This window comes from Rhodococcus sp. IEGM 1366 (genome assembly GCF_033142425.1).
GTDB lineage: Bacteria > Actinomycetota > Actinomycetes > Mycobacteriales > Mycobacteriaceae > Rhodococcus_F > Rhodococcus_F globerula.
The window spans coordinates 244867-256855 of sequence record NZ_JAWLRZ010000007.1; the positions used below are offsets into that span (position 1 = coordinate 244867).

Annotated in this window: 9 protein-coding genes; 4 read left to right on the forward strand and 5 right to left on the reverse strand. The window is 62.3% G+C overall.

What is annotated here, in order from left to right:
* The first annotated feature begins 87 nt into the window (after positions 1–87).
* Genes R4P64_RS22110 through R4P64_RS22120 form a run of 3 tightly spaced genes read left to right on the forward strand, consistent with a single transcriptional unit; the run spans position 88 to position 2733 of the window.
* The gene (locus R4P64_RS22110; RefSeq protein WP_045064598.1) at positions 88–1053 is read left to right on the forward strand and encodes a daunorubicin resistance protein DrrA family ABC transporter ATP-binding protein; all 966 of its coding nucleotides are present in this window, start codon (positions 88–90) and stop codon (positions 1051–1053) included.
* Positions 1046–1861: an ABC transporter permease gene (locus R4P64_RS22115; protein WP_411742698.1), complete on the forward strand. Its 816-nt coding sequence runs from the start codon at positions 1046–1048 to the stop codon at positions 1859–1861. Before R4P64_RS22110 ends, R4P64_RS22115 begins: the two co-directional genes overlap by 8 nt.
* Positions 1858–2733 (forward strand): ABC transporter permease, encoded by an 876-nt coding sequence (locus tag R4P64_RS22120; RefSeq protein ID WP_033231844.1) that lies wholly within the window; start codon positions 1858–1860, stop codon positions 2731–2733. Before R4P64_RS22115 ends, R4P64_RS22120 begins: the two co-directional genes overlap by 4 nt.
* Before the next feature lies 1 nt (position 2734).
* Here R4P64_RS22120 and R4P64_RS22125 read toward each other — a convergent pair whose 3' ends face one another.
* From R4P64_RS22125 to R4P64_RS22135, 3 genes are read right to left on the reverse strand one after another with little or no spacing between them, the layout of a single operon-like run.
* Positions 2735–3628, reverse strand: a complete 894-nt coding sequence (locus R4P64_RS22125; RefSeq protein ID WP_317822750.1) for a glycosyltransferase — start codon at positions 3626–3628, stop codon at positions 2735–2737.
* Complete coding sequence (locus R4P64_RS22130) at positions 3625–4557, reverse strand: glycosyltransferase (RefSeq protein ID WP_045064603.1); 933 nt, start codon at positions 4555–4557, stop codon at positions 3625–3627. Before R4P64_RS22130 ends, R4P64_RS22125 begins: the two co-directional genes overlap by 4 nt.
* Positions 4554–7112 (reverse strand): AMP-binding protein, encoded by a 2559-nt coding sequence (locus R4P64_RS22135; RefSeq protein WP_317822751.1) that lies wholly within the window; start codon positions 7110–7112, stop codon positions 4554–4556. The genes R4P64_RS22130 and R4P64_RS22135 overlap by 4 nt, the downstream gene beginning before the upstream one ends.
* A 93-nt stretch (positions 7113–7205) precedes the next feature.
* Between R4P64_RS22135 and R4P64_RS22140 the strand changes: the two genes are divergently transcribed.
* Complete coding sequence (locus R4P64_RS22140) at positions 7206–8189, forward strand: LLM class F420-dependent oxidoreductase (RefSeq protein WP_033231695.1); 984 nt, start codon at positions 7206–7208, stop codon at positions 8187–8189.
* A 7-nt stretch (positions 8190–8196) separates the two neighbouring features.
* Here R4P64_RS22140 and R4P64_RS22145 read toward each other — a convergent pair whose 3' ends face one another.
* Positions 8197–10257, reverse strand: coding sequence for a VanW family protein (locus tag R4P64_RS22145; protein ID WP_317822752.1), 2061 nt, complete (start codon positions 10255–10257; stop codon positions 8197–8199).
* Positions 10258–10541: 284 nt separating this feature from the next.
* Positions 10542–11885, reverse strand: coding sequence for an acetyl-CoA C-acetyltransferase (locus tag R4P64_RS22150; RefSeq protein ID WP_219112526.1), 1344 nt, complete (start codon positions 11883–11885; stop codon positions 10542–10544).
* Positions 11886–11989: the final 104 nt, after the last annotated feature.

The window sequence follows — 11989 nt, forward strand, 5'->3', positions numbered from 1 at the left end:
TCACGGCGAGCCGGCACGCCACCGGACTTACCCGATATCGACAAAGTGCTAGGTCGGTTCGATCCACCGACAGCGCATGGAGAGCAAATGCCCGAAGAGCCCAAAGCCGTCGTCGTCGAGGGCATCACCAAGTCATTCGGCGACGTCGAAGCACTCCGTGGAATCTCCTTCGAAGTCGAACGAGGCAGCATCCTCGGGATACTGGGCCCCAACGGCGCAGGCAAGACCACAACCGTCGACGTCCTGTCCACACTGCTCACTCCGGATTCCGGACGCGCCACTGTCGCCGGCTTCGACGTCGTGGCAGATGCCGCTCAGGTGCGCGGGCTGATCATGATGACCGGCCAGTACGCAGCCATCGACCCCACTCTCACCGGCCGCGAGAACCTGATGTTCTTCGGCAGGATGATGGGGCTCGGTCGCCGCACCGCAAAACTACGTGCGGACGATCTACTCGAGCGATTCGAACTGACCGAAGCCGGCGTGCGCACGGTCGACGGCTACTCGGGTGGCATGCGCCGACGACTCGACATCGCCTGCGGACTTGTCGTAGAACCCCTGGTGGTCTTTCTCGACGAGCCCACCACAGGCCTCGATCCGCGCAGCCGACAAGGTCTGTGGTCGCTCATCGGCTCACTCAAAGATCTTGGGATCACCACTCTCCTCACCACCCAGTATCTCGAAGAAGCCGACGTTCTCAGCGACAACATCATCGTGATCGACAAGGGACGCGTCATCGCCGAAGGCACCTCGGACAGCCTCAAAGCCGAGATCGGTGATCGCTATTGCGAAATCGTGCCGGTCGATCCGGGCGCGATACCCGCCATCATCGAACTGCTGGGCGATCTACTTCCCCCGTCTTACGAGTTCGATCCGTCGACGGCTGCCGGCACGCTGTCCATTCCTGCCGAGTCCGGAGTCGACCTGATGGCCGAAGTCATCGCTCGCACTCGCCACGCCGGTATACGACTCGCCGACATCGGATTGCGAAAGCCGTCACTCGACGATGTGTTCATGACGCTCACCGATCACGAAAACAGCAGCCGTGGTTGACCGATCCGAACTGCGAGTTCCCGAAACCGAATTCGCCGCCCGCACACCCATCCGGCCGGCGTTTCTCCCCCAATGGCTCACCCTGACCGAGCGATCACTGCGATCGATGGTGGCGGAAGGCGAATTCGTCTCGGCTGTCGTCGCGCCTTTGGTGTTCGCACTGGGTTTCTACCTGCCCCTGCGGATCGTGATGGAGGACCGCGGTCTCGACTACGCACAGTTCCTCATGCCGATCATTGTTCTGCAGGCAATGACGTTCACCGCGCTCTCAGCGGCACAACGCTCGGCGATGGACTCAGTTCGAGGTATGAGTAAGCGACTGCAGACCATGCCGGTCGGACCTCTTACCCCCCTGGCTGCACGAATGAGCGTCGCTCTGGTGCGCTCGGCAGTCTCGCTGTTCGCCTCGATCGTCTACGGCTACGTACTCGGCTTCCGATTTGTCGGTCCAAGCGCAAATATCCTGTACTTCTGCGCGTTTGCCTTGGTGTTCAGCCTCGTTCTCTCGCTCGGCACCGACGCCATCGGATTGCTCTCGAAAAGTCCGGAGGCATCAGGGCAGGCGTTGGTTCTGCCACAGATGATCCTCGGAATGCTGTCCACCGGCTTTGTTCCCGAATCCGGTTTTCCCGAATGGGCCCGACCATTCGCTCGCAACCAGCCGATCTCGCACTTCTCTGCTGCCATGCGTGACATGGCAACCGGAACACTCACCTGGCCGACTCTGGCGCCCGCGTTGCTGTGGGCCGCAGGGTTGGCTGCCGTATTCGTTCCGTTGGCACTATGGGCAGGGGCACGTCGATCATGACCGATTCCACAGCGACGGAAGCTTCCACCCCACCGGCACCGCCGTCGAACACCGCGGCGACGCCCTTCGGTTTTCGCCCGCGTGATCAAGCCCATCACGAGACCTCATTGCGAGCGTTGTCGGTCCAGAGCGGACAACAGTGCAAGCGGATCCTGATCAAGTGGTCACGCGATCCGGTCACCTTGGCGCAGTCGCTGTTGTATCCCGCGCTCATGGTGTTGATGTTCCGACTCGTACTGGGCGAATCGATCTCCGAACGAACCGGAGTGAGCAGCTCGTACGGAATGGTCCCGATGGTTGCGTTGGTGGGAGCCATGGCCGGTGCCTCCGTCAGCGGAATCGGCCTGCGCCGCGAGCTGGCGGGCGGAATGCTCCACAAGTTCTGGACGATGCCGGTGCATCGGTCGTCGGCACTGCTCGGGCGTCTGTGCGCCGAGGTCGTGCGGATCCTCGTCACCACCGTGCTGATCTTCGTCGTCGGAACGTTCATCGGCTTCCGCATCGAGACCGGGATACCCGGTCTGCTCGGAATGCTGGGCGTCGCGGTGCTCTTCGGTATCTCGTTCTCGATCATGGTCACCGCGATCACGCTGCTGACGAACAAGTCGACCATCACCGAATGGATCGCGATCACGACCAATCTGCTGATGTTCTTCAACTCGGGATTCGTTCCGGTGGACGCCTACCCGACGTGGCTCCAGCCCGTCGTGGAGTACCAACCACTCAGCTGCGCAGTCGATGCCATCCGTGGCCTCGCGCTGAACGGCGAGATCGCCCGCCCGATGTTCCTGACCTGCGCGTGGTCCGTCGGTATCCTCGCGGTGTTTCTGCGTCCTGCCGTCATCGGTTACCGCAAAGCGTCCCGCAAGTAGTTCAGAGGTAGTACACGCGGTGGCGCACACTTCCGACAACCCGCCCCCACAGATTCCCGGCATGGAAGAGCCAACGGCCGGTGGGTACCCGCGAGATGAACTGTGGCAGTAGCGGGTTACGCAGGATCAGATAGGCAACGGTGTCTGCCAGCGCGAGCTGACTGCGCCTGGGCATCCCGTAACCGCGGTACTCGGCGTACAACCGAACATCGCCCTCACCGCACATCACCGATTGCTGCCAGATCCCGGCCAACGTGTCGCGCTGGCGATAGGCAATCTGCGCGTCGGGGGAATGACCGAAGGACATGCCCGCCAACTGGATCCGCAGGCACATGTCGCTGTCTTCGCCGCCTCTGGTGAAGGTTTCATCCCAGCCGCCGACCTCTTCGAAGGCTTCTCGCCAGATCCCGAAGCTTCCGCTGAGGCCAACCGGCAGGAATCGGTACAACGAATAACCCTCGTGACGATCCGGCATCTGCCGCCAGGACTGCACCAATTCGCTGTTGATGGACTCGATCTCGGCAGTGCCGGTTACCGCGTCATGTTCGGCCGCTACCCTGACCAACTCCGACAGCCAGTTCGAATGCACCCGGTCGTCGCCGTCGCAGAACGCCAGAAACTGTGCAGAGGTGCTACGCGCGCCGACATTGCGGGCGTGCGCGGCGCCAGGGCGATCCGAGGCATCAACCCGCCGCAGTGCCAACTCCTCGGTTCTCGGATGCCCGGTGAGATACTCGGCAAGCCCGTCGGTGGAACCGTTGTCGGCAACGATCACCTCGAAGGAACCCGAGTAATCCTGTGCCGCCAACGCATCGAGTTGAACGTCGATCATCGCGCGTCCGTTGCGGACCGGAATGATCACGGCCACCGACTCGGGTTTCTTCGGTGCACTCACGAGCGAGATCTCGACAGAACTGCCGCACGGCGCAACACAGCGCCGGGGACCTTTCCTCGTTCACCGCGAGCGGCGCCCCAGAATCCGCGCACAGTCAGATACGTACGGGCCATTCTCTCGGTACCGAACAGCATTGCCCGTCCACGGCTGAGAACGTCCTTGGCCACAGAAACCATGCACCACAGCGGTTCCGTTCGCCAGTACCGCGCGTACATGATCGCGCGGTTTCGCGCGATGTAGTAGTGCCGGAACGGCGCATCCTCCGTGAACGTAAACCCGCCACGTCCCGAACCGAGCACCAAGCGCAGTGGTCGTGGTGGAACCCAGGTGGTCGGCGACCCGAAGCCGTGCTCGATGTCGGTGCCCGGCGTGATCAAGGAATGGACGCCCTTGGCGCGCGCCCGCAAATAGAACTCGGTCTCGACACAATCGATGAACAGTTCTTCTTCGAACAGTCCGACGTGCTCGAGCACTTCCCGGGGCAACAGCATGCCGGACTGGATGGGCTCGAAGGCCAGCGTCAGTCCCCGTTCCGCATGCCAGAACGGAGCCACCTCGCCGTTGATCGTGCTGGTAGCCAGTATCGTTCGATCCAGACCGAGAGACCGAGCCAACTCGAGATGCTCGGACATGCGACGCAGATATCCGTCCGAAAGAACGGTGTCCTGATCCAGCGTCAACACGTGGTCGGCGCCACCGGCCAAAGCCCGCTCGATGCCACGATTGAGGGCGTGCGCAATCCCACGATTGGTGCCCAACTCGATCACTTCGTAGCCCGCTGCGCGGCACTGCCCGAGAACACCGGACACGTCCTTTGTGGACCCGTCGTCCACGACGACAACAACATCAACTTGCTCACGCACAGCCCTGCACGTATCGAGCAAACCTTCCGCCGGATTGAAACTGCTGACCACAGCCGCTGTTGTCATGACCTCTCGTTCCCCAGATTGCTCGCGCCTTGCCGGCCGGACACAGCTGCGTCCACCACTGCCGCCGTGCGAATGACAAACGGCTGCCGCAGAATTGACTGATGATCACCGGGAACACTCTCGATGTGCAGGTCGTCCGGCGCGAGGACTGCCCATAGCTTCGACTCGGCGGCCACGTCTCTGTCCCCGATGTCACCCGGTTCGGATGCGGTGATCACCTGAACGCGGCCCACGTGCCGACTCGGCTCGTATTTCGCCAGCATGCGCCGGCTCAGCTCGTAGTAGACGATCCATTGCGCCGACGCTCGCAGTCGGAACAAGCCTGCAGTCGCGACCAACGAATTCATCAACACCTTGCTCCACAGTCGAGCAAACACGTTCTGCGGCACGTACTCCTGCGGTGTCTCACGCTGCGGCAGTTCGGCCGCAGTGCGGGACTTCGCTCTCTTGCTGATCGGCAGGCGCGCGCTACCGAGTGCTCCCACCTTCGCTGCCACGTCGCCGTCGAGCACCGCATCCAGCAGCACAACTATTTCGACGTGCTCGCCCGCGCGCTCGAGTAACGACGCAATTTCGAGAGCGACAAATCCACCGAATGAGTATCCCCCCAGCCGATACGGACCGTGTGGTTGAACCGTCCGAATCGAACGCAGGGCTCGGGCGGCAGCGGCAGCAATCGTCCGATCCGCGCGACCACGGTGCTCGAGTCCGTGAGATTGGATTCCGTATACCTGTACGCCACTGCGCATTTCCCGCACAAGGTGAGAAAAGACCGCAGCGGGTGCTCCACCACCGGCAACAAGGAAGAGCGCCGGCTCGCTGCCGTCGGTTCGCAGCGGCACCAACGAGGAATCCGAAACCGGCGAACGGCGACGGCCTGCGGAATCGACCAGTTTTGCCAAACCCTCGATGGTCGGCGCCTGCGAGAACTCAGCCGACGAGATCTGAATGTAGAACTGTTCAGCCACTTCCCCGAGCATCTTTGCCGCAGCAAGCGAATCACCACCGAGCGCCGTGAAATCCTCGTCTCGTCCAACCGCTTCGATGCCGAGAATCGGTTGCCAGATGAACGAGAGGAGCGTCTCGGTGGGGCCGCGCAACGGGACCGGTTCGCCGCGCACCGGAACGGGAGGAAGGCCGGCGCGATCCACCTTTCCCCGTTCGTTGCGAGGCAACGCCGCAAGAATCACGATATCGCGTGGCACCATCCACGTCGGGATTCGCTGCCCAAGCGCGCTGCGCACCTCGGCGGCAGACGGCGTCCACTCCGATCCACCGACTGCCACGTAGCCGATCAGAATCGGTTGTGGCACAGTCTTGTCTGCGACAACGACTGCGTCGGACACCCATTCGAGGGAGCGCAACGCCGCTTCCACTTCGGCAGGTTCGACGAGGTAGCCACGGATCTTCACCGCGTCGTCGCTGCGACCGGACAGATGCAGATCACCGTGTTCGTCGAAGCGTCCGAGATCTCCCATCCGGTAGCGCGTCGAACCGTCGGCCTGCACCGCAAATTTCGACACCCCAGACTGGTCTTCGCCGTAGTATCCGTTAGCCAAATACCTTGATACAACGTAAATTTCGCCAATACACCCGACCTCGACGGGGTTCTGATCCGCATCGAGAATCAGAACGTCCTTGTTGGCCGCAGGACGGCCGACCGGGACCACACCGCCTGGAAGCTCTCGATCACTCGGGTACGGATTGAACGCGAGGTGCCCGGTCTCGGAAGATCCGGACCAGCTGCAGTACAACGCATCCGGCCGTAAGTGTGGCCGCAGAGCTGACACGTCAGAGCTGTGAATCGACTCGCCGCACGTTGTCAGAACGCGTAGCGAGGACAGCGCCGGAGCGTCTACGGAGGTGAGCTCCGGTAGCCAGGATCTCAGGAACGACGGAGTGCAATGTGCGGTGCTGACGCCGCACTCGGACAACCACTCGGCCAGCCCGGTTGTCGACTCGGTGCGCGGATCCCAGTAGTACAGGCCGGCGCCGTTGAGTAGCGACATCACGATCACGTCCAGTCCGGCACCGAAACTCATCGGCAACAGCATTCCGACGCGATCACCCGGTCCGATCTCGAGTGCTTCCTTCGCTTCGAAGGCCTGGTTTATCCAATTCTCGTGACTGTGCAGAACGCCCTTCGGCTGCCCCGTCGAACCGGACGTGAACACGATAATCGCTGTGTCCTGCGCATTCGACTCGGGCAGTGTGACGTGCGAAGCCTGCGGGAGTTCGGTCAGCATCGGCACGTCAACGCGCAGTGCGCCGGTCAGCGAGAGGATATGTGTGCGTCGTTGCTCGGGCAGTAGAGGATCGAGCATGATCAGCGGGTGTCCGGAAGCGATGACCGCTAGCGCAGCGACAACAGATTCCGCGCCGGCGCCGGGCTCGAGCGCTATCGCACGCGATGTGTCCGGTTCACAATCGACCAACGCGCGTGCCCATGCTGTCGAGAGCGCGTGCGCCTGCGCAAACGTGAACTCACGATCACGGGTACGCACAGCAACCGCCTCGGGGGTATCGCCACAGACGGCGTTCCATCTGGCAGTCATCGTCTCGGCATGCACCAGGCAAGGCTAACCTACTGAAATTTTCACAGCATTTTCGCAGTTCATGTCGGCGGCCCAGCGAGTAGCGTCGCAGGAGTGAGTACTCGCCTCGGATACCAAATGCCCAATTTCAGCTACGGTGGCCCGGTCAAGGACCTCTTCCCCACCGTCATCGCGCAAGCTCGTGAAGCCGAAGCCGCCGGCTTCGACACCGCGTTCGTGATGGATCACTTCTACCAACTGCCCGGCATCGGAGACCCCGATGCGCCCATGCTCGAGGCGTATTCAGCGCTCTCCGGGCTGGCGACAGCCACCGACACCATTCAGCTGTCCGCCCTCGTTACCGGCAATACGTACCGAAACCCGCCGATGCTCGCCAAGACCGTCACCACACTCGATGTAGTGAGTGGTGGTCGCGCCATCCTCGGTATCGGAGCGGGTTGGTTCGAACTCGAACACGATTCTTTCGGCTACGAGTTCGGCACCTTCACGGAACGGTTCCAGAAACTCGACGAGGCTCTGCAGATCATCGAACCGATGCTCCGCGGCAAACGCCCCACCTTCGACGGCACCTGGTACCACGTCAAGGAAGCCATCAATGAACCCCGCGTCCGCGACGACCTGCCGATCCTGCTCGGTGGCGGCGGCGAGAAAAAGACGTTTGCCCTCGCCGCGCGCTTCGCCGACCACCTCAACATCATCTGCGACCCGTCCGAACTGCCGCGCAAGATGGATGCCATTGCGGCCCGATGCGATGAAGAAGGACGCGACCGCACCACACTCGAAACCAGCTTCCTCACGTTCATGATGATCGACGAGGACGGCGACAAGGCTCGCGCGCATCAGCGAACATTCCTTGCCGAGCGCGGGCTCGACATCACCACGGCGCCGGACGACGTGGTCGCCAAGGCCACCGAGCGTCACTTCGTCGGCAACCCAGACGACGTCGCCGAGCAGGTTCAGACGCGCATCCTCGACCACGGGATCGACGGCGTAGTCATCAACCTCATCACCAACGGCAACGAGCCAGGAATCGTCGACCTGGCCGGGCGGACACTCGGCCCGCTGGTCGGTAAGTAGTAGTTTCCTACTCGCACTTCACGATCGGAACCGGATCGTATTTCACGGTGCGAGTATTCGAGGAAACCTGCGCGCCGGTGGCGTGATCGGTGATCACGCGGGTATCACTCGCCGTGAAGCCGGGCGCGCCACTGGACGCGATACATCCGTCGCCCTTGGGGAGGACCACGGTATTAGGCGATGTAGGAGACGTACGCGGACCGGTGATCGACTCCACGTCGACGGTCTTCGTTCCCCAGATCTTCACTGTCACATTCGATGACGTCGTGATCGTCTGGATCATCACACCGGTCTTCGACGGGTTGCGGAACTGCAGGTCGATCGCCCCGTCGAAGATCGTGGCCTCACGGGCCTCCGGGTACCGCGAGATGTAATAACTGTGCTCGGTGTGCGCGACGTCTTCCATCCCCGCGAAGTACGTTGCGTTGTAGAGCGTCGTCGCCAGCTGGCTGATGCCGCCGCCGACGGCTTTGTCCGGTCGACCGTTGTTGATGATTCCCGATTCCACATACCCCTGGGCAGCGCCCCGAGGTCCGGTGTACTCGTTGAACGAGAACGTTTCTCCCGGTTTGACTATCGCACCGTCGAGCACCGACGCCGCCAACGCGATGTTCACACCGGACGCGTACTCGAAGCCGCCGGTGGTGAACTCACCGATCACTTCCTTGATGCCGAGAGCCTCGGCCCCCTCGGTGGTGAGTGCCGGTGGAACCGGCGCATACACCGCCGGAGTTGCCCGAGAACCCGTGCTAGTCAGCAGAACCGGCAGATCCTTCACAGTTTCCGGCCAGTTGATCAGGTCGCCGACCACACCCGGAACCACAGTCGGTGCGCCGCCGGCCAACGTGATCGACGCGTCCTTGGCCTGAACCTCCGTCGACACCAATTGCGGTGCCAAGATCTTCACTGCAGCTTCTGTGTTGTACTGCGGCGCCAATCCGCCCGAACCGTCGGGAGCAAACGTCAGAATCTCACCGATCTGGTCGACGCCGATGGTCGCTTCCTTGCCGTCGCGGCCGTTGACTACAACCTCACCGGACACAGCGGGCTGCGCAACGTCCTGAAACGCACGATCGACACCGGCCTGCGTCACCGTCACGGGGGTGTCTTCCACAGGCAAGTCGACAACGTCGCCCGAGGACCACTCGTCACTGAATGTTGCTGCCGCACCGGGCAGATCGAGGGCGCGGCCAACCACCGGCGACACACCAGACGCTTCACCACCGGAAATGACAACAGCACCTTCGACCGGCGCGCGATCACTGGTGGCCGCGACAACCGTCATCGACGCGTCCAATGCCGCCTGATCTACCGTCGACACCACCGGCACCTCACGCGAGCTGAAGAACGAGGTGATCCGGGTGATCGGATTGAGCGGTTGCTCATTCACGCCCGCCAACGTCGCCGACCAGTCCACATCGATACCGGCTGACGCGGGAATGATCGTGGATTCCACATCGTCCGCCCTCACCGTGACGGGTTCGACAAGCTTCGGAGCCAACTCCGCGCGCAGGACTGTCTCCGCGTCAGCCGGCGAGCGGTTACCGATGTCGATCCCGGCAACCTGAGTTCCCCGCGGCGTGTTTCCGGACGACGTGAACACGTCCACTCCGTATGCAAGAACTGCGACCGCAAAAATCCCGCCGACAATCAGAGCGGGCTTGACCCACTTCTTCGACGCGGGCGGCTGATCAACTGCCACAGGCTCGGGCGCTACTGCCGGAAGAACCGGTTCGAACTGTTGGGTCGGCTCCGCTGCGCCGGCCGGAACCCCTGCATTGGTTGGAACAGCCGGGCCAGTCGGAATCTCGGAGTTAGCTGGAACTACCGGAATGACGGTCGTGATCTCGTTGGCCGATTCATCCGGAGCCGGCTCGTCTAGGGCTTGCTCCTCTGGAACCGATTGATCCTGAGGTGCTTGATCCGAAGCTGGTTGATCCGACGCTGTTTGGTCGGGCGCTGTTTGGTCGGGCGTTGATCCTTCCGAATCCGACGCGGAGCGCTCGGGAGTGTCGGAGCCGTCCACACCGTTGTTTTTCTCCGGGGGTGAACCGTCTGCGTCACTCACTCGTTTGACTCCTCGCTGCATCGACCGGGGCTGCGGCGCGTACCCAGCACTACTCAACAGGGTATCTGGACATACAAGAGCCCCGCGTTGCTGCCAGGTCGGGGGTCAGGCAGCAGCACGGGGCTGTCTTGAATATCGGTAGCTATCCGTCAGCGTTACAAGGCCACGGAAATTTGTCCGAAAAAGAAAAGGAGATCCGGTCACCCCTCGCGACCGGATCTCCTTCTCCACCACCCCAGACCGGCTGTTACCGCAGGTGAGCGCAGCAATTGCCAGTCACGGGACTACCGCTCGATGATTGCGGTGACGCCCTGTCCGCCCGCTGCACAAATCGAGATAAGACCGCGCCCTGAACCCTTCTCCGCAAGCATTTTTGCGAGAGTCGCCACAATGCGTCCGCCAGTCGCAGCAAACGGGTGTCCGGCGGCCAAAGACGAACCGTTGACGTTGAGTTTGCTGCGATCGATCGAGCCCAATGCGCCGTCGAGGCCCAGGCGTTCCTTGCAGTACTCGTCGGACTCGAAAGCCTGCAGGGTCGCGAGAACAACAGAGGCAAATGCCTCGTGGATTTCGTAGTAGTCGAAGTCCTGCAAGGTGAGTCCGTTGCGGGCCAACAGTCGCGGGATCGCGTACGTCGGCGCCATCAGCAGGCCGTCCTTGCCGTGGACGTAATCGACGGCTGCTGTCTCGGAGTCGACGAGATGCGCGAGGACGGGGAGGTTGCGCTCGGCTGCCCACTCGTCGGTGGAGAGGAGCACAGCCGACGCGCCGTCGGTGAGCGGCGTGGAGTTGCCTGCCGTCATGGTGGCGTCGCCGAGCTTGGTGCCGAATACGGGCTTGAGCGTCGACAGCTTCTCGACGGTCGAACCGGGACGGAGGTTGTCGTCGCGGGTCAGACCCAGGAACGGGGTGACAAGGTCGTCGAAGAATCCGCGGTCGTATGCGGCTGCCATGTTCTTGTGGCTGGCGGCGGCCAGTTCGTCCTGGTCCTCGCGCTTTACGCCGAATTCCTTGGCGGTGATGGCAGCGTGGTCGCCCATCGACTTTCCGGTGCGCGGCTCGCCGTTACGCGGGATCTCGAGACCGAGCATGCCGGCGCGTACGTTGCCGAGAAGCTTGATGCGGTCGCCCGTCGACTTCGCGCGGTTGAGGGACAGCAGGAACTCTCGAGCCTGATCGTTGACGCCGATCGGAGCGTCGGACGTGGTGTCAGTACCGCCGCCGATGCCGGAGTCGATACGCCCGGCCGAGATGGCGTCGCCGACTGCGACGATCGACTGCAGGCCGGTGCCACAGGCCTGCTGAAGGTCGTACGCGGGTGTGTACGGGCTCAGCGCACTCCCGAGAACCGACTCACGGATGAGATTGAAATCACGGCTGTGCTTGAGGACCGCGCCGCCGACGACCATGCCGAGTTGCTCACCCTGCAGGCTGAAACGGCTCACCAGTCCGTCGAGCGTGGCGGTGAACATGTCCTGATTGGACGCCTGCGCGTAGGCCTTGTCCGAACGGGCGAAAGGAATGCGATTGCCACCGACGATGGCAACGCGGCGGCGCTGACCTGCAGGCTTTGCGGCCGGCGTCGTTTTGGCTGCGGATTGTGCGTTCGAACGGGCTTTGCTGGTCACTTGCGTCTCCAAGGATGGTGCGATTACCTGTTGAAGACTATTCTTACTCAGTAGTAAGTTACTTGTCTATCGCCACATCCGATTCGGATACACGGCGCAAGGCA